Origin of the sequence: Gordonia phthalatica, from assembly GCF_001305675.1 — a bacterium.
GTDB classification, from domain to species: Bacteria; Actinomycetota; Actinomycetes; order Mycobacteriales; family Mycobacteriaceae; genus Gordonia; species Gordonia phthalatica.
In genome coordinates, this window is the sequence record NZ_CP011853.1 from 3567939 (window position 1) to 3585328 (window position 17390).

A 17390-nucleotide genomic window follows, 5' to 3' on the forward strand; every position below is an offset into this window, starting at 1 on the left:
CCTCCGGCCGCCACTGCCGTCGGCACGTCATTGCTGCTCCCGGTTTTCCAGGAGCAGGTCGAGCTTGGTCTCGATGCGCGTCAGCCGCTGTTCCGCGGCCGACGACCGTCCGCCGACCAGCAGGTCGACGAGCTGGCGTCCCACGTCGGTGGTGTCGACCGGCCGGCCGCCATAGCGCTGACCGCGCGCACTGTGTTCCAGCGTCCCGAAGATCATGTCGCGCGCGAGGGATGTCGGGAAGGCCGCGTCCAACTCACCGGACGCCTTCATCTCGTCGATGACGCCGGTGTACAGCCGCGTGTACCGACGGTTCGATTCGATCACGACGTCGGCGAGCTCGGTGCCCGGCGACGTCTGCGCGGCATGGACGTACGCCTGCACCAGATCCCATTTCTGCGCCATCATCGAGCACCAGTCGGCCACCAAGCGACGCAACCGGTCGGTCGGCGTCCCGTCACCGGTGACTGCCGCCTCGCCCTGCCGCTGCAGGCGGTCGTAGAACTCGCGGGTGACGGCGGTCAGCAGGCCCAGCTTGTTCGTGTAGTGCAGGAAGACGGTGCCCTCGGAGACGCCCGCACGGCGCGCGATCTCCGCGGTCGTCGTCGCCTGGAATCCGGACAGCGCGAAGCACTCCGCGGCGGCGGCGCGGACCGTCGCCCGCGTCCGCTCGCTCTTGGAGCCACCACTCGCGCGTTCCGTCATGCGGTCAGCGATGCGAGAAGTTCGGTTCGCGCTTCTCAGCGAAGGCGCTCATGCCCTCGGTCTGATCGGCGGTGGCGAACAGCGAGTAGAACAGGCTCCGCTCGGCGCGGACGCCCTCGGTGAGTCCCGACTCGAACGCGCGGTTGACGGCCTCCTTGCCGTACGACGATGCGATGAACGACTTGCTCGCGATGGTCGCGGCCACTTCGCGGGCCGTCGACACGACCTCCTCGGTCGGGACCACGCGAGAGACGAGGCCGAGTTTCTCGGCCTCGTCGACCTTCATCTGGCGGCCGGTGAGGATGAGGTCCATGGCCTTGGCCTTGCCGACGGCGCGGGTCAGGCGCTGGGAACCGCCGATGCCGGGGATGACGCCGAGGTTGATCTCGGGCTGGCCGAAGCGGGCGTTCTCGCCGGCGATGATGATGTCGCAGAGCATCGCCAGTTCGCAGCCACCGCCGAGCGCGTAGCCGGACACGGCGGCGATGATCGGGGTGCGGGTGCGGGAGAGCTCGTCCCAGGCGCCGAAGAACTGTTCGGTGACGACGTCGGCGAAGCCCTTCGACTGCATCTCCTTGATGTCGGCGCCGGCCGCGAAGGCCTTCTCCGAGCCGGTGATGACGATGGCGCCGATGCCGGGGTCCACGTCGAAGCCGCGGACGGCGGCCACGACCTCGCCCATCAGCTCGGTGTTGAGGGCGTTCAGCGCCTTGGGGCGGTTGAGGGTGATGACGGCGACGCGGCCGTCGGTCTCGGTGAGGATGGTCTGGTATTCGGTCATGTGGGGTTCTCCGTTCGGTGGCGGGTCAGGGTTCGACGATCGTCAGTTCGAGGCCGTCGGGCAGGGGTGCGAAGTAGGCGTCGACGTCGGCGGCTGTGACGGCGTCGATGCTCGCGGGGTTCCACGAGGGGTTGCGGTCCTTGTCGATCACCTGCGCGCGGATGCCCTCGGCCATGTCGTGGCCCCGGACGCACCGCAGCGAGACGCGGTACTCGCGATGCAGAGCCTCGTCGAGGGTCGGCAGCGGTTCCCGCAGGGTGCGTAGGGTGACGGCGAGGGTGGTCGGGCTCTTGGACCGCAGGGTCGACGCGGCCTTGTCCGCAGCAGCTTTGTGGGGCGACGACGGGTCGACGGCCTCGCAGCGGCGGACGATCTCGGCGACGGTGTCGGCGGCGAAGGCTTCGCGGATCCAGTCGCGCTGCGCGAAGAGCGCGGACTCGGGCGGGGTCTGCGCGTACTGCGCGATCGCCTCGTCGACCGAGGTGGCGGCGATCGCGGCGACGAACGCGTCGAGGTCGGCCGACGGGATGTAGTGATCGGCGACGCCGAGCGCGATGGCGTCCGCACCGTTGATCGAGGCCGCCGTGAGACCTAGGTACACGCCGAGGTGGTCGGCGATCTGCGACAGCAGGTGGGTGCCGCCGACGTCGGGGACGAAGCCGATGCCGGTCTCGGGCATCGCGAGGCGCGTGGTGTCGGTGACGATGCGGGTATTGGCGTGCGCGGAGACGCCGACGCCGCCGCCCATCACGATGCCGTCCATCAGCGCGACGTACGGCTTGGGGAACTTCGCGATCTCGGAGTTGAGCTGGTACTCCTCACGCCAGAAGACGGCCGACGGGCAGGCCGCCGCTGCGGCGTCGTCCGCACCGGCCTCCGACAGCGCCTTGGCGTCGCGGTGGATCGACACGATGTCGCCGCCCGCGCACAGGCCGCGCTCCCCCGCGCCGGACAGCACCACTGCGGTGATCGCGTCGTCGTCACGCCAGGCGCGCAGCGCCGTCGCCATCAGGTCGACCATCTCGTCGTTCAGCGCGTTGATCGCCTTGGGCCGGTTCAGCACCAGCCGTCCGACGCCGCCGTCCACCGACACCAAGACCGGCTTGTCCGTCACTACTTCTCCTACGTTCGCTCGTCAGATTCTCGAAAGTGAGTAGCACTCAGTTTCTGAAGTTAGCATCCGAACTGGACGGACAGAAGGAGGAGGGCGGCCCATCCCGACCAGAATTGAGCGATACTGCAGTCCTGACGGGATACCTCAGATCGGCTTGGTCCAGGTCAACGCGTAGCGGTAATAGAAGCGGCGGCGGACGCGGCTGCCGGGCAGGGTGGCCCGTGCGACGAGGCGGATCTGGGCCAACGAGTCCCTGGGCTGCGTGGTGACCATGCCGTCGTAGTCCGCCTCGCCACGCAGCCTGCTCATCACTCGGACCGGCACCACCAGCGCCCCCGACACCGCCCAGTCGACGGCGCTCCGATTCGCCGACAGCCCGATGATCCGGAGCTCACCGCCCGGAGCGACCAGATCGCGCAGCCGAAGGAGCGCCGACTCCAGCGGCAGGTGGTGCAGCGCGGCGACGCTCACGACGAGATCGAAAGACTCGCCGTCGAGCTCCGGCGACGTCATCACGTCGCCGACGACCACGCGGGCATTCGGACGGCCGTCGAGCCGCGCTCGCGCCTGCACGACCGCCGCGCGGTCCGCGTCGATCCCGACCACCCGGTCGGCGACCTCCGACATCCGAGCCAGCAGCAGTCCGTCTCCGCAGCCGACGTCGAGCACCGAGCCTCCGCGACGTGCCGCCGCGTCGACCAGTTCGCGGTGGTAGGCCACGTTGTGGTTCCAGTAGTCGGTCACGCCGTCGACGGTACTGACTACGCTCATCACCATGTTCGACGAAACCCAGTGGAAGTCGGTCGCCGGCTTCGAAGACCTCACCGACATCACCTATCACCGCCACATCGGCGAGGGGCGCGCGAACGGCATCGTCCGCATCGCCTTCGACCGCCCCGAGGTGCGCAACGCCTTCCGCCCGCACACCGTCGACGAGTTGTACCGCGCCTTCGACCATGCGCGCCGCTCCCCCGACGTCGGCACCGTTCTCCTGACCGGCAACGGGCCGTCGCCCAAGGACGGGGGCTGGGCCTTCTGCAGCGGCGGCGACCAGCGGATCCGCGGACGCAGCGGCTACCAGTACGCCACCAGCCACGATTCGGACGTGGAGCACGCGACGGTCGACGGCGTCGACGAGGCCCGCGTGAAGGTGGAGGGCGGCCGCCTGCACATCCTCGAGGTGCAGCGCCTGATCCGTACCATGCCGAAGGTCGTCATCGCCGTGGTCAACGGCTGGGCCGCGGGCGGCGGTCACTCGCTGCACGTGGTCTCGGACCTCACCATCGCCTCCCGCGAGCACGCCCGGTTCAAGCAGACCGACGCCGATGTGGGCAGCTTCGACGCGGGTTACGGCAGCGCCTACCTGGCCAAGCAGGTCGGCCAGAAGTTCGCCCGCGAGATCTTCTTCCTCGGCGAGGCCTACGACGCCGAGACGATGTACCACATGGGCGCTGTGAACCGGGTCGTCGATCACGCCGACCTGGAGAACACCGCGATCGAGTGGGCGCGGAAGATCAACTCCAAGTCGCCCACGGCGCAGCGGATGCTGAAGTTCGCGTTCAACCTGACCGACGACGGCCTGATGGGCCAGCAGGTCTTCGCCGGCGAGGCCACCCGTCTGGCGTACATGACCGACGAGGCCGTCGAGGGGCGCGACGCCTTCCTGGAGAAGCGCCCGCCGAACTGGGACGACTACCCGTACTACTACTAGACTCCCAGGTCACCGGCCTGATTAGGCCCATCCGTCCGCAGTGCGTCCGCAGCAGCTTCACTGACCATCGTCATCAGTCCAGCTGTTGCGGACCGCGTACGGTCCTCCGCAGAGGGCCACAGATGCGCGTACGTCGATAGTGTCGTCGTCGCCGTCGAATGACCCAGCGCCCGCTGCACCGTCACCACGTCACAGCCGGCAGCGATCAGACCCGAGGCGTAGAAGTGCCGAAGATCGTGGAGACGGCAATCGACGCCGGCCGCCGCTCGGGTCTTACGCCATCGCCAACCGACCCTGTTGTCGAACCACGGCACACCCTCGTCGTCCGTGAACAACCATCGGTCTGCAGGTCCCTCCGGCGTCCACCTGGCGACATGCCTCGACAGCGCCTCGACCAGATCCTCCGGTAGGTAGACAACACGCTCCGACCCGTACTTCGGCGGTGCAACCCGCGGCCTGTTTCCGTCGCGCTGAATCTGCCGAGCAACCGACAACTGCCGCCGCAGGAAGTCGATATCGCCGACCTGCACGCCCGCGGCCTCCCCGAGGCGCAGACCAGCGAACGCACACAATTGCACGTAGACGTCGAACCTGTCGACAGCGTGCTCGACCAGCTTCGCCACGTCCCCCGCCGAGGGAATCGTCATCGTGGCATCACGTCGCCGAGCGCGCGGCAAAGTGACATTCTCGGTCGGGTCGCCGGCCACGATCTTGTCGAGGCGCGCAGCCCTGAAGATCGACCTGGCGATGTTGTAGCGAGTCTTGATCGTCGTCGCCGCGAGCCCGGCGTCGACCATCGACTTCACCCACGCTTCGATATCCGATCGTCGGATCGCTGACATGGCCTTCGCCTTGAACGGCACGACCTTCGCCACGTAGTCGGCGTTGGTGCGCGTCGACGGCACCCACACCTGTCGTGCTGACCAGTCCTCGTAGAAGCGGGTGAAGGTGATCGAGCCGCGAACCGGGTCGACGTAGGAGCCGGTCACCTGAGCGCTCGTGATCTCGTTCAGCCACGCCTGCGCGTCAACCTTCCGCGTGAAGCCCTTGGAGTGCTCCCGCGCGTCATCGTCGACATACCTTGCGCGCCAACGCTTTCCCTTGCCATCGTTCGCCGAGGGAGTGCCGTCCCGCTTCCGCCAACGGTCCTCGACACTGGACCGGCGATTACGGCGCTGAGTCATCGTGCTGTTCGATTAGATTGGTCGCCGTACCGATCGCCGTCGCAAACTCCCCCGGACGATCGCCATAGTCAGTCACCTTGATCTCGGCAACGCACTCCTTGAGCTTGTCCACTGCGTGCCGCTCCCGCACACCAAGTTCGAGCAGTCGCTCACGCAGATCGACCACATCCGCGATAAGCAGCTCAAGCTGGTACAGCTTCTCTTCCGCTTCGTCGCCCGGAACTAAGTCTTGAACTTCTAGCCCGAGGATGGTCGCGATCGCCTGCGCCTCCGCAAGTTTCATTGGGCGGCTTCCGTTTTCGATCTTGGCAATGGTCTGCTGCGCCAAAGGGACCCCCATCCGCATCAGGAGATGGGCCAGGGATGCCTGAGTGTGCTTGAGCTTGACCCTCTGCTCCTGCAATCGCTCGCCGATGCCCTTGTTTAGGTCCTCTTCAAAAGACATGCAACAACGCTAAGCCGTTGCGCCCAACAACGTCAACGTGTACGGTCTGGTCTTGTAAGGCTCGACAACGAAATGGAGTACAACCGATGACTGCCCAGCAGCGCCAGGCATACCTGGACGTCCTCACCACCAAGCAGGTGTGCCAGGACTACCCGTTCTTGAACCAGAACACCATGCGCTACATGCGCCACAACGGGACCGGACCGGCATCGTTCGTGATCTCCGGCAAGGTGCTCTACCGGCGCAGCGAGATCGAGCGGTGGCTTGCTGAGCAAGAGGCCGCGACCACCCGCGGAGGTGCCGCGTGACCTGGCCGCAGGAAGCTCACGCCGACCTCGGCCTCATCGACGACGACAACACCGAAGACCTGCTTCCGAACGCAGAAATGCCCCCGACCGGATCCCGCCAAGAACCCCAGGTCGAGGGCAACCGCTTCAACCACCAACAGGAGATCGAAAGCTATGTCTAACGATACCAAGCACGTCTACGCCGACGGAGACCTCACCGCTGTCATGGGCGACGTGTCCGACGACGACTACACCGACCACCTGTACGAGGCCGACCTCGCCAACGAGCGCGACCGACTGGAGGCCGAGCAGACCGGCAACGAGATGGCCGCATACCGAGCCAAGCTCGCCGACCTCCCCGCCCCGATCCCCGGCAAGTACAGCGAAGCCACGACCCGCACCGACTGGATCCCCGGCGTCTACATCGGCAGCCGACACGACCCGAACCTCACCGTGAAGCTCTGGCGCGTCGCCGACCCCGGCGACCAGGCCGAAGGCTTCCCGCCCGACATCGAGTACGAGGTCCAGATCACCAACGACGAGATCCCGATCTCGCTGACCATCGAGGCCGCCCAGCTCCTCGGCTCCAGCCTCCTGCAGGCCGCAGCAACAGCGACCTGGGACCTCGTCGACAACCAGGAGTTCCTGCAGCCGTGACACACGGGGTCAACTGGGACGCGGTGCATCCGTACGTGCGCCGCGTCCTCGGGGGGAAGTACGGATCAGTGCCGATCCTCGGCACCACCGAATGGCAACAACTCGAAGACGACGACCCCGCCAAGGTCGCATCAATCATCGTGGCCGGCGACCGCTGGGCACTCGAAGAACACCTCCTCGAAAAGGCAGCGCAACGAGCCGCGCTAAAGGACGCCGCCGTCGAAGCCTCGCAAGAGCTCGACTGGGCGCGCGTCGCCAAGGGCATCGCAGACCGCGACGCCTTCTACCGACAGCATCCTGATCTACGGAGGAAGACAGCGTGAATGACACCCAGAGTTGCAACTCACCTATGGGTACGGTTGCAACTCTCCACACCGAGAGTGTCAACCCGGTTGCAACCGAGTTGTGCGGATACGTCAACGTCGCGGCGATCCTCGACGGCAGTGCGATCGAGCCTCCGGTCCCGTCGGTCTGCCTCCGCTCGGACGGAATCGGGCTGTTCTACGAAGGTCAGTTCAACGTTGTGTTCGGCGACCCCGAGAGCGGCAAGACCCTCCTGTGTGACTTCGCCACGGTCGAAGTCCTCGCCGCAGGTGGCCGTGTCCTTCGGCTCGACCTCGACCACAACGGTCCTCAGAGCACCCTGTCGCGCCTCATCGACTTCGGTGCTGACGAGACCACTCTCCGCGACGTCGACCGCTTCCTCTACGTCGAGCCTGCCGAGCGCGTCCAGATGCTCCACATCATCGAGCACATGGAGGACTGGCAGCCGACCCTGGTGATCCTCGACTCCATCGGCGAGCTCCTGCCCCTGTACGGCAGCAACTCCAACTCGGCCGACGAGTTCACCGACGTCCACACGCGGGTGATCAAGCCGCTCACCCGGACCGGCGCTGCAGTCGTTGGCATCGACCACCTCGCCAAGGGTGCCGACAGCCGCGCCTACGGCCCAACCGGCACCGCGGCCAAACGTCGAGCAATCGGAGGTACCAGCATCCGCGTCAAGGTCGACCAGGCCTTCACCCCCGATGCTGGCGGATCGGCATATCTGTCGATCCACAAGGACCGCCACGGTGGACTCCGGCGCCACTCACCTTCGGGTGACCGCGAACCGCTCGCCGGCAAGTTCTGCATTCTCGGCGACACGATCACCGTTCAGGCCCCACTGAGCACCGACCGCAATCCCGAGGAGAAGGCACCCGAGGCTGACATCGCCGAGATCGCCAAGCTCGACCCCGCACCGACGTCGGCACGCGAGACACGCGAGCGGCTGAGGTGGAGCGACAAACGCGCCCGAACAGCGTTCAAGTCCTGGCAGAAGGAGTCCGCCTGATGACCCGCAAGCGCCGCAGTCACAACTGCCTCGGATGCCAGCGCCCCACCAAGTCGGTCACCCGCTACTGCTCCGACTGCAGACCAGCAGCAGCACATCCCTACGTCCAGAAGGTCGACGGCCTCATCACCTTCGCCGGACAGACCTACACCACCGACCAAGCACGGCACCTCGCCGACGCAATCCACGACTGCATCGAGGAGACACCATGATCGACCACGACGACAACCTCATCCGCCTCAGCCCGACCGGACACATCAACCTCGCAGTCTTCGACGCGAACACCTCGATCGGACCAATCGAATGTCCGGTCCTCTCATTCACCGACCAACGACTCGGCGACTTCGCACTCCTCCTCGATCCCATCCTCGAGCAAGCCCAACACCTCCATGCCCTACTCGGTGCCTACCTCCAAGGCCACTACGACCGACAGGAGGAGGGATGATAGCCCGACCCTGCCGCACCTGCGGTGACCCCATCCCCACCGGCACCTACTGCAGCGAGTGCAAGCCCAACGACAAAGCCAACCGCCCCCGACACGACGCCCACCTCAACCGCACCCGATGGAAGAAGCTCTCCAAACGACTCCGAGCCATGCAAGCCTTCTGCTCCGCCTGCGGAGCAACAGAAGACCTCACCGTCGACCACATCCAACCCCTCCACCTCCGCCCCGACCTCGCCTACACCCTCACCAACCTCGACGTCCTCTGCCGCTCCTGCAACGGCGCCAAAGACGCTGACCTGGGGAGGAGGACCAAAAGCCCAGGTCAGCCGCCCCATGTCAAGGCACAGAAGGCGTTACACTTTGGACTGAGTCCAGAAAAGGATGGAGGTGAAGCGGCGTGAACTGCTCATGGGAAGGCTGTGACCGGGCGATTCACAGTCGCGGCTACTGCGGCTCGCACTACAACCGCGCGATCAAAGAAGGCATCCTCCTGCGTCGTCGGGACATGCCGTTCTGGGAGGTCGACGGTAGTGGCTGCTGGATATGGAACCGGAAGATCCGGCCCGACGGGTACGGCAGGAAGTCGCTGGGCAAGTACGTCCAGGTACCAGCGCATCGGTGGGTCTACGAACAGTGCGTAGGGCCGATTCCTGACGGCCTGGAGTTGGACCACCTGTGCAACGTCCGGGCATGCGTGAACCCCGATCATCTGGAGCCGGTGACGCACACCGAGAACATGTTGCGTCAGTGGCGACGAAAGAGGGCAGCCTGATGCGCGCCGGGCCCAAGGCTGCCGTATCGGCTGAGCCGCTTCCGTTCAGGCCGAGGTCGGAGGTGGAGTCGGAGCGCTTCCTGGCGTTCGCTGACAAGTTCTTGCGGGTGCCGAAGGGCACCAACTCCCGCGGGAAGCTGCACTTGCGGGATTGGCAGGTCGAGATCGCCGAGGACGTCCTCGACTCAGGTGCCCGCACGGTCGGCCTCATGCTTCCCCGAGGGTCTGGCAAGACCACGTTGAACGCCGCGATCGGCCTGTACGCCTTCTTCTGTTGGGGCGATGGTGCGAACGTCGTGGTCTTCGCTGTCGACGAGAGGCAGGCGGGCCTGGCGTTCTCTGCAGCCCGCCGCATGGTGGAGCTCTCTCCCGAGCTCGCCGAACGCGCCCAGGTGTTCAAGGACCGCCTGTACATTCCGGCGACCGACTCCAGCTTCGCGGTCTATCCGGCGTCGCCGGCCGCGGCCGAGGGCTTGGACTATGTTCTGGCGATCGTCGACGAGGCCGGCGTCGTGAACCGGGATCTGTTCGAGGTGGTGCAGCTCGCTCAGGGCAAGCGGGAGAAGTCGGTGCTGGTGGCGATCGGCACGCCTGGCCCGAACGTCGACGATCAGGTGCTCCTGTCGCTGCGGGACTACGCCCTCGCTCACCCCGACGATGAGACGATGCGCTGGAGGGAGCACTCGGCCGTCGGCTTCGAGGACCACCCCGTCGACTGCGAACACTGCTGGAAGCTCGCCAATCCCGCGCTCGACGACTTTCTCCATCGGGATGCTCTGGTGGCTCTCCTGCCTCCAAAGACCCGCGAGGCGACGTTCCGCCGAGCTCGTCTCTGCCAGTTCGCTACGGACGTCGACGGCGCGTTCCTACCGCCGGGTGTGTGGGACTCCCTCGCCAATGGTGAGCCGGTACCGGACGGCATGGACGTCGTGGTGGCCCTCGACGGCAGCTTCTCGGACGACACCACGGCCCTGCTCGTCGGCACCGTGTCGACCGAACCTCACGTGGACAAGATCAAGGTGTGGGAGCGCCCACCAGGTGATGACTCCTGGCGTGTCCCTGTCGCCGAGGTGGAGGACGAGATCAGGGCGGCCTGCCGACGCTGGAATGTCCTGGAGATCGTCGCCGACCCGTTCCGGTGGACTCGGACGCTGCAGGTCCTCGAATCCGAGCGCCTGCCGATTCTGGAGTTCCCTCATTCCCCGTCGCGGCTGACTGCTGCGACCGGCGACCTGTACAGCGCTGCGCTGAATGGTCGTCTCAGCCACTCGGGCGATTCCACGCTCGCCGCACACGTCGGTGCCGCGGTGATCGTGGAGGACGCTCGGGGAATCCGCCTCGCCAAGCAGTCGAGGTCGAGGAAGGCACGAAAGATTGACCTTGCTGCTTGCTTGGTCATGGCCCACAGTCGCGCTACCTGGCGCGCTACCCGCAAGACACGACGTAAGACTCGGAGTTTCAAATGACAGACACCTTGACCACCCTGTTGCAGCGCCTCGACGAGCCTGCAGCCCGCTACAGCGAGCTGGAGCACTACTACTCAGGCACACAGCCCCTCGCCTTCCTGGCTCCCGAGTCCCGCACGGCCCTCGGCGACCGCTTCGGCCGCATGGCCTCCAACATCCCCCGCCTGGCGATCACCTCCCTCACCGAGCGTCTGCGGGTGACCGGCTTCTCCGGCGTCGACGTTTGGGACGCCTGGCTTCGCAACGACCTCGACCAGACCTCGACGATCGCTCACCGTGAGGCCCTGCTCCTCGGTGCCTCCTACGCGATCGTGTGGGCCGACCACTTGGGCCGGCCGAAGGTGACCATCGAATCGGCAAAGCAGGTCACGATGCTCACCGACCCCGGCACCCGGCAGCCGGTCGCCGCCCTGAAACGGTGGGAGACCGCCACGACGACCGAAGCCGTCCTCTATGGTCCTGCCGAGATCGTCCGTCTGCGTGCCGAGCAGCCCGGCGCCACCACTCAGGGCTTCAAGGTCATCGAGACCCTGACCAACCCGCTGGGCGTCGTCCCTGTTGTCCGCCTCACCAACTCTGACCGCCTCCTCGACGATGGTGTGTCCGAGATTGAAGACCTGAAGCCGCTCGTCGACGCCCTCAACAAGACGCTGACCGACATGCTCACGACGTCGGAGTACGTTGGCCGGCCTCGCCGCTGGGCGACCGGCATCGAGCTCGAAGAGGACGAGCAGGGCGACGCGGTGAACCCGATCCCCGAAGGCAACCGGGCGATGATCTCGGAGAACCCCGACGCCAAGTTCGGGCAGCTCGACTCCGCGAACCTCGGAGGCTACGAGGCCGCGGTCCGCATCATCCTCGGCCAGATCATGGCGGTCTCGGCGCTCCCGTCGCACTACATCGGGCAGCTCACCGCGACACCTCCCTCGGCTGATGCTCTCCGCGCTGCAGAAGCCTCCCTGACCGCGAGGGCTCAGGCCCGACAGCAAGTCTTCGGCAGGGCCTGGGAGCAGGTCGCCCGCCTGATCGTCGCGGTCCGCGACGGCGCTGACCCGCACCGTGTCGAGCCTCGCATCGTGTGGGCCGACCCCGCCACCCGCTCCATCGGCCAGGAAGCCGACGCCATCGTCAAGCTCTACTCCTCGGGCCTGTTGCCAGCCGACTACGCCCTGCAACGCCTCGGCTACGGGGATGACGAGATCACCGCCATCCGCAAGGCCCGCCAGACCGCGGCCCTCGACAATGCCGCCGTCGACCTCTCGAAGCTGGTGTCCTGATGGCGTACCGAGACACGCTGCAGCAGTTGGCAACTGAGTCTGAGCGGACAATCTTGGCCGCGTACCGCTCGTTCACTGAAGGTCTCCTCGACCGGGAGGAGACCGTGAGGATCATCGCCCAGCTGATCGCCGAAGCGAATGGCCGCGCCCGCAACCTCGCCGACATGGCGATGGCCGCTCAGATGATGATCGAGCTCGGCGAACCGCTCCCAGTGCAGGGCGTCGACCACCCCGACGAGATCCCGCGGCTGATGAAGGCCGCGAACACCACCCTCACGGTCGCTGAGACGTCGGAGGTGTCGGAGGCCATCGTCGCCCGCCTCGCCCGTTCGGAGCCGCTGGAGGCCGCAGCGAACGCCGCCCAGGACGCGATGGTCCGCTCCGGCCTCACTAAGGGATGGATACGCCAGAAGTCCGCTGATGCTTGCCAGTTGTGCGAATGGTGGTGGAGGGAGGGCCGCGTCTGGCCTGCCGAGCACCCGTTCCAGCATCACAAAGGCTGCACCTGCAGCCCGAAACCCGTTCTGAGAGAAGGAATCAAGGAAACCATGAAGACCGCACGAGCAAAGGGAATCCGATGAACGACCCCCAAGACCAGACCGTCGACGAGGTTCCCGATTTGGAATCGGAGAACCTCGAGGAAGTCAGTGACACCGAGTCACCGACTTCCTCCGATCTCGAATCCGAGCAAGACGACACCTTCTCCCGCGAGTACGTGGAGAAGCTACGTCAGGAGAACGGCAAGTACCGTCAGCGTGCTCAGCGTGCCGACGACCTCGCCCACCGCTTGCACCGCGCGTTGGTCGCCGCCGATGGTCGCCTGCAGGATCCGACCGACCTCGACTTTTCCGATGATCACCTCACCGAAGATGGTGTCAGCCTGACCGAGGCCATCGACGATCTTCTGAAGCGTAAGCCGCACCTGGCAGCGCGCCGGCCGATCGGCGACGTCGGTCAGGGAGCGACCACGACACCCGGCGAGGTCAACCTCCTCGGCATCCTCGGAGGGAGGTGAACGACATGGAGTACGACCAGTTCGACGCCATCTGCAAACTGCTGGAGGAGATCAGCACCAAGCTCGACGACGTGGTCCTGACCATCCTCGCCACGGCACCCTCGTCATAGGTCTCGCGCCCGCGCGCGCGTGGAGCAGACCAGAAACTTCATAAGGCTCTGATCGGCGTCCCACTCGCGCCCGCGCGCGCGTGGAGCAGACACCTAGAACGAAATCTCACTATGTGAGACGATGAAGGGGCGCGTTTGAAACGCGCCCCTTCTTCTCGTCCTGGTGGCGATCTAGAAATTCTCAATTCGTAGATCGCCTTCAGGAGGCTCCTCATGGTCGAATCGACCGCCACCAATTCCACTCTGCTCGCCGAACAGGTCTCCAGCCTGCTCGTCCAGCCCCTCGAAGCCGCCAGCGTCGTCCTCGGCTCCGGCCCCCGCATCTTCGACACCGCCAGCGAACTCCGCATCCCCAAGCTCGTCAGCTCCGGCACCCCCGCCTTCGTCGCCGAGGGAGGCCTCATCGCCGACACCCACGACGTCGCATTCGACGAAGTGAAGCTCATGCCCACCGAACGCACCTCCATCAAGACGATCCTCCGGTACACCAACGAGCTCGTCCGGCAGTCCGTCATCGGCATCGACGCCGTACTGAAGGCCCGCCTCGTCCACGACGTCTCCGACCTCCTCGACGACGCCCTCCTGCAGGGCGCCGGCACCAGCAACAGCATCACCGGCATCACCAAGCAGACAGGCATCACCACCGGCACCCTCGACGTCGCCGACCCCGACAGCCTCCTCGACGCCATCGCCGCCCTCAACGCCAAGGAGATCACCCCGAACCGCTGGTTCCTCTCCGGCGCCGACTTCGCGGCCCTCCGCAAGCTGAAGGAAGGCACCAGCTCGAACCGCTACCTGCTGGAGCCCGACCCGTCGAAGCAGTCCGGCAGCACCCTGTTCGGCATCCCCGCCACCGTGACCAACAAGCTCGCCGCCGGCACCGCGATCCTCGCCGACATGTCGACCGTCGCCATCGCCCGCGACACCAGCCCGTCCGTCACCGTGCTGAACGAGCGGTACGCCGAGTACGACCAGGTTGGTCTGCGCGTCACCTGCCGTTACGACCTCGGCCTCCTGCACCCCGAGGCCGTCTCGGTCCTGACCGCGGTCACCCCGTAATGACCGCGCCGACCGGCGCAGACATCGCTGCATTCCTCGGCCAGGGAGACGACACCACGCTCGTCGCCCTGGCCGGGCAGCACGTCACCATCATCACCGCGATGGCACGCGCATACACCCGCGGTGAAGGCTTCACCGAAACCGGGCCGGCCGACGACCTCGCCGCCGTCATCACGACCGCCACGGCCCGCCTCGTCACCAATCCTGAGCAGTCCGAAGACCTCGCCATCGGCTCCTACCGGACCAAGGGAGGCTTCCAAGGCTGGACGCTCGCCGAGCTGTTCGTCCTGAACCGCTACCGGAAGAAGGCCCGATGATCTACCGAGACCGGGTGAAGCTGAAGATGCTCGTCGACACCGGAGAGGAAGACGCCCACGGCAACCCCGTCAAGAGCGTCATCGAGCAGTACGTCCTGGCGAACGTCTGGCCCCTCGGCACCGACCAGAAGGTCGACTCCACCCGCACCTACGTCCGCACCAGGTACCAGATGATCCTGGCGCCCACCGTGGACATTCCCGCGGGCATCGGCAATGACCTGTCGATCATCTGGCGTGACTACCTGGAACTGTTCGCAGACGGCAGCGTGGAACGGCACTACCGAGGGTCGAAGCTCCACCACTACGAGCTCATCACCAAGGCCATCATCGGATAGGTACGGGGAACCGAACCCCGTACCTACTTCCGTCCGCAGTGCGTCCGCAGTAGTTCCACGAGAGCCCATAACGCACCAACGACGACAACGCCTCTGACCTGCATATAGTCAAAGTCCCGTATCAGTCCAACGACAGCAAACGCCCAGGACACGGTTCCCGTACTACTACTGACGCCGGAGACCACCTCACCGGTGGCGGCGACCTCCGCTCGTCACGGCGGTCTCGTATGCCGCGCCGAGCGCGGTCGCCATCGCGGTGTCGCTGTACCGAGAGCGGAGGGCTCGGGTCGCTTCGCAGACTCTGAGTCGCTCCGACTCGTCTGCGAAGAAGGCGACGACCGTGGCAGCCACCTGCGACGGGTCCGAGCCCGCGTCGACATATCCCAGTGACCGCATGCTCTCGATCCCTCGGGCCACCACCGGCAGCCCTGCAGCCGCGGCCTCGAGCGTCGCCAGAGGCGAGCCCTCCCACGCGGCGGTGTGCAGGCAGAGATCAGCGTCCTCGAGCCACGCACGAACCACCTCCGGCCTCCGCCATCCGGTGATCTCGACACCCGCCGCTAGCAGGGCCTCCCGCCCCTCATCGCCGTCGCCGATCCAGATGAACTCCGCTCGGTCGCCGACCAACTGCGCGACGGCCGCGAAGAACGTGGGCCCCTTCTGCGCACAGATTCGCCCGATCGCCACGACCCGCCGCCCACCTTTGTGTCCCGCGTGCATCGGTGCCTGCCGCAGCCCGGCAGGCACCGCATTCGGCACGGTCACGACCACCGCGCGGTCCGTGAGTGCGCGCGCGAGTCGGCTCTCGCGGTCGCTCACCGCGAGCACGGTCTGTGGCCTGGCGCTCAGGGCCCGCTCGGCAGCCCAGTAGATCCTGCGTCTCCATCCACTCACCGACTCCGTCGCGTAGCAGTGCGGGGTGTAGACGATCGCACCCCGCGAGGGGATCAGTGCGCGCAGGACGCCGGCGAAACTCGAATGCAGATGAACGATGTCGAAATCGGCGTCCCACAGCATCCGTGCGGCCCCCGCGAGAAATCCGACGAGAGCGCCGTCCAACCGCGTCACCGCGACCCCGTCGGGAATCCGCGCAGTGTCCTGGCCGTCGCGGGCACGAACGATCAATTCGTGCTCGTACTGCGGCGTGGCAGCGATGTAGGCCGCGATCGCGGTCTGCACGCCACCTCCGTAGGCCTCCGCGACGTGGATGACACGGAGCGTCATCACTCGCTGCCGCACGTGCGGCCGAGCGGGTCGCCCGACAACCGATGCCCGATCCATTCCAGATAGGGGGTCGCGTCGACCTCCGCATCGGTTCGGTCGGGTTGGCTGACCTCCTGGATCAGCGAGCCGCTGTCGCACGCGCGCCGGATCGCTCGGTGCACGGTCGCGGGATCGGCGACGGTGTCGCGACCGCCGTAGTAGACGATCATCGGCGCGAGCGCACGCCTACTCGGCACATCCATTCTGGCGGCGATGTCCAGCAGACGCCGGCGGGCCTTGTCGTCGACCGGGACCAGGTCGTCCGCACTCACCGCAGCGAGCGCGCGCTTGCGCGCGTCGTCTGCGCCTGCACAACCTCCGAGCGACGACCAGACCTGAGATGCCCCGCCGCGGCGGTAATCGTCGATCTCGAAGCCGGGCGACGAGGCCTCGAGGCCCTTCAGGACCCACACGTACGCGAGCTTCTGTGCGTCGTTCAGCGTCCTCCCGGCGGCCCGCTGAACGAGGTCTGTCACCGACACGACAGGCGAGACGACCGCCGTCCCGACAAGCACCTCCCCCGGGATCTCGGAGGCCGATTCCGATGCGGCCCAGAGCGCACCGGCACCCTCGCCGACGCCGAACCCAACCCACACGGACCCGAGGTCGCTCAACGACGCTCGCGCAGCGCGCACGATGTCGAGCACAGTGCGCCCAGACGTCTGATTGTCCAGGTAGACGTGTCCGTCACCGGGGCCCGAACCGCGGTAGTCGGGCACCGCGACGGCGTATCCGAGCTGGAGATAGTTGCGGACGATGGGAGCGAGTCCCGCGAGGTCCGCGGACTGCGACGGTGCGCAGCCGACGTCGGCGCCGGCCCGCTCGTGGGCGACGACGACGAGCGTGCGACCATGCCGAGGCGGCGCTCCGATCGGTGCGAACAACGCACCGCCGACGACCGTCGGCGCACCGGTGATGGCCGACCACGACTTGTAGCGGACCCGAATGGCGGTCGCTCCGACCGCCCTGATCGACGAGTCGAGCCGCGGAAAGTTCTCTGCCGAGACGACGTCGCCGCCCGCGACGGGAAGGGACACACCCTCGCGGTCATCCGCAGCCGCCCCTCGACACGCCGTCAGCGCGAGGAGCACCGAAACGACTGCCGCCACGAACTTCG

General features: G+C 66.5%; 25 protein-coding genes and 1 pseudogene. 17 read left to right on the forward strand and 9 right to left on the reverse strand.

What is annotated here, in order from left to right; all coding sequences use genetic code 11:
* Positions 1-27: 27 nt before the first annotated feature.
* From ACH46_RS16705 to ACH46_RS16720, 4 genes are all read right to left on the reverse strand, one after another.
* Entirely contained in the window at positions 28-702 is a 675-nt protein-coding gene (locus ACH46_RS16705; protein ID WP_062393918.1) for a TetR/AcrR family transcriptional regulator, read from the reverse strand.
* Between the two features lie 4 nt (positions 703-706).
* Positions 707-1483, reverse strand: a complete 777-nt coding sequence (locus ACH46_RS16710; protein ID WP_062393919.1) for an enoyl-CoA hydratase — start codon at positions 1481-1483, stop codon at positions 707-709.
* A 25-nt stretch (positions 1484-1508) separates the two neighbouring features.
* The gene (locus ACH46_RS16715) at positions 1509-2597 is read right to left on the reverse strand and encodes an enoyl-CoA hydratase/isomerase family protein (RefSeq protein ID WP_062393920.1); all 1089 of its coding nucleotides are present in this window, start codon (positions 2595-2597) and stop codon (positions 1509-1511) included.
* Between the two features lie 144 nt (positions 2598-2741).
* Complete coding sequence (locus tag ACH46_RS16720) at positions 2742-3341, reverse strand: class I SAM-dependent methyltransferase (protein ID WP_226995651.1); 600 nt, start codon at positions 3339-3341, stop codon at positions 2742-2744.
* Positions 3342-3372: 31 nt separating this feature from the next.
* Between ACH46_RS16720 and ACH46_RS16725 the strand changes: the two genes are divergently transcribed.
* Entirely contained in the window at positions 3373-4308 is a 936-nt protein-coding gene (locus ACH46_RS16725; protein ID WP_062393921.1) for a 1,4-dihydroxy-2-naphthoyl-CoA synthase, read from the forward strand.
* On the opposite strand, the gene ACH46_RS16730 is transcribed toward ACH46_RS16725, so the two are convergent.
* The 3 genes and pseudogenes from ACH46_RS16730 to ACH46_RS16735 all read right to left on the reverse strand — a co-directional run bounded on the left by ACH46_RS16730 (position 4305) and on the right by ACH46_RS16735 (position 5937).
* Complete coding sequence (locus ACH46_RS16730; protein ID WP_226995652.1) at positions 4305-5213, reverse strand: tyrosine-type recombinase/integrase; 909 nt, start codon at positions 5211-5213, stop codon at positions 4305-4307. The genes ACH46_RS16725 and ACH46_RS16730 overlap by 4 nt on opposite strands.
* A gap of 141 nt (positions 5214-5354) precedes the next feature.
* A pseudogene (locus ACH46_RS22025) lies at positions 5355-5492 on the reverse strand (site-specific integrase); the annotation flags it as partial.
* Positions 5476-5937, reverse strand: a complete 462-nt coding sequence (locus ACH46_RS16735) for a helix-turn-helix transcriptional regulator (protein ID WP_062393922.1) — start codon at positions 5935-5937, stop codon at positions 5476-5478. The gene ACH46_RS16735 and the pseudogene ACH46_RS22025, both read right to left, overlap by 17 nt.
* An 86-nt stretch (positions 5938-6023) precedes the next feature.
* Here ACH46_RS16735 and ACH46_RS16740 point away from each other — a divergent pair, with 86 nt between their 5' ends.
* The 16 genes from ACH46_RS16740 (at position 6024) to ACH46_RS16805 (ending at position 15010) form a co-directional block, all read left to right on the forward strand.
* Positions 6024-6245, forward strand: a complete 222-nt coding sequence (locus ACH46_RS16740) for a helix-turn-helix transcriptional regulator (protein ID WP_062393923.1) — start codon at positions 6024-6026, stop codon at positions 6243-6245.
* Positions 6242-6406 (forward strand): hypothetical protein, encoded by a 165-nt coding sequence (locus tag ACH46_RS21345; protein WP_157851081.1) that lies wholly within the window; start codon positions 6242-6244, stop codon positions 6404-6406. Before ACH46_RS16740 ends, ACH46_RS21345 begins: the two co-directional genes overlap by 4 nt.
* Positions 6399-6881 carry a hypothetical protein gene (locus ACH46_RS21350; protein WP_062393924.1) on the forward strand — a complete coding sequence of 161 codons (483 nt, stop codon included), beginning with the start codon at positions 6399-6401 and terminating at the stop codon, positions 6879-6881. Before ACH46_RS21345 ends, ACH46_RS21350 begins: the two co-directional genes overlap by 8 nt.
* Positions 6878-7204: a DUF2742 domain-containing protein gene (locus ACH46_RS21355; protein ID WP_062393925.1), complete on the forward strand. Its 327-nt coding sequence runs from the start codon at positions 6878-6880 to the stop codon at positions 7202-7204. Before ACH46_RS21350 ends, ACH46_RS21355 begins: the two co-directional genes overlap by 4 nt.
* A 26-nt stretch (positions 7205-7230) precedes the next feature.
* Positions 7231-8214: an AAA family ATPase gene (locus ACH46_RS16755; protein ID WP_226995653.1), complete on the forward strand. Its 984-nt coding sequence runs from the start codon at positions 7231-7233 to the stop codon at positions 8212-8214.
* A complete protein-coding gene (locus ACH46_RS16760; RefSeq protein WP_062393927.1) occupies positions 8214-8426 on the forward strand; it encodes a hypothetical protein in 213 nt (70 codons plus the stop codon). The genes ACH46_RS16755 and ACH46_RS16760 overlap by 1 nt, the downstream gene beginning before the upstream one ends.
* Complete coding sequence (locus tag ACH46_RS21120; RefSeq protein ID WP_062393928.1) at positions 8423-8659, forward strand: hypothetical protein; 237 nt, start codon at positions 8423-8425, stop codon at positions 8657-8659. The genes ACH46_RS16760 and ACH46_RS21120 overlap by 4 nt, the downstream gene beginning before the upstream one ends.
* A 149-nt stretch (positions 8660-8808) precedes the next feature.
* Positions 8809-9060 carry an HNH endonuclease gene (locus ACH46_RS21660; RefSeq protein ID WP_226995885.1) on the forward strand — a complete coding sequence of 84 codons (252 nt, stop codon included), beginning with the start codon at positions 8809-8811 and terminating at the stop codon, positions 9058-9060.
* Positions 9057-9431 carry an HNH endonuclease signature motif containing protein gene (locus ACH46_RS16770; protein WP_062393929.1) on the forward strand — a complete coding sequence of 125 codons (375 nt, stop codon included), beginning with the start codon at positions 9057-9059 and terminating at the stop codon, positions 9429-9431. Before ACH46_RS21660 ends, ACH46_RS16770 begins: the two co-directional genes overlap by 4 nt.
* Entirely contained in the window at positions 9431-10897 is a 1467-nt protein-coding gene (locus ACH46_RS16775; protein ID WP_062393930.1) for a terminase large subunit domain-containing protein, read from the forward strand. The genes ACH46_RS16770 and ACH46_RS16775 overlap by 1 nt, the downstream gene beginning before the upstream one ends.
* On the forward strand, positions 10894-12174 hold the full coding sequence (locus tag ACH46_RS16780) for a phage portal protein (RefSeq protein ID WP_062393931.1): 1281 nt from the start codon (positions 10894-10896) through the stop codon (positions 12172-12174). The genes ACH46_RS16775 and ACH46_RS16780 overlap by 4 nt, the downstream gene beginning before the upstream one ends.
* A gap of 104 nt (positions 12175-12278) precedes the next feature.
* Positions 12279-12755, forward strand: coding sequence for a hypothetical protein (locus tag ACH46_RS16785; RefSeq protein WP_157851082.1), 477 nt, complete (start codon positions 12279-12281; stop codon positions 12753-12755).
* Positions 12752-13189 (forward strand): hypothetical protein, encoded by a 438-nt coding sequence (locus ACH46_RS16790; protein WP_062393933.1) that lies wholly within the window; start codon positions 12752-12754, stop codon positions 13187-13189. The genes ACH46_RS16785 and ACH46_RS16790 overlap by 4 nt, the downstream gene beginning before the upstream one ends.
* A 323-nt stretch (positions 13190-13512) precedes the next feature.
* A complete protein-coding gene (locus ACH46_RS16795; protein WP_062393934.1) occupies positions 13513-14358 on the forward strand; it encodes a phage major capsid protein in 846 nt (281 codons plus the stop codon).
* Complete coding sequence (locus tag ACH46_RS16800) at positions 14358-14675, forward strand: hypothetical protein (RefSeq protein ID WP_062393935.1); 318 nt, start codon at positions 14358-14360, stop codon at positions 14673-14675. Before ACH46_RS16795 ends, ACH46_RS16800 begins: the two co-directional genes overlap by 1 nt.
* On the forward strand, positions 14672-15010 hold the full coding sequence (locus ACH46_RS16805) for a hypothetical protein (protein ID WP_062393936.1): 339 nt from the start codon (positions 14672-14674) through the stop codon (positions 15008-15010). Before ACH46_RS16800 ends, ACH46_RS16805 begins: the two co-directional genes overlap by 4 nt.
* A 186-nt stretch (positions 15011-15196) precedes the next feature.
* Here ACH46_RS16805 and ACH46_RS16810 read toward each other — a convergent pair whose 3' ends face one another.
* Together ACH46_RS16810 and ACH46_RS16815 are read right to left on the reverse strand one after the other, a co-directional pair.
* Positions 15197-16234: a glycosyltransferase gene (locus ACH46_RS16810; protein WP_062393937.1), complete on the reverse strand. Its 1038-nt coding sequence runs from the start codon at positions 16232-16234 to the stop codon at positions 15197-15199.
* Positions 16234-17382: a lipase family protein gene (locus ACH46_RS16815; RefSeq protein WP_226995654.1), complete on the reverse strand. Its 1149-nt coding sequence runs from the start codon at positions 17380-17382 to the stop codon at positions 16234-16236. Before ACH46_RS16815 ends, ACH46_RS16810 begins: the two co-directional genes overlap by 1 nt.
* Between the last annotated feature and the right edge of the window lie 8 nt (positions 17383-17390).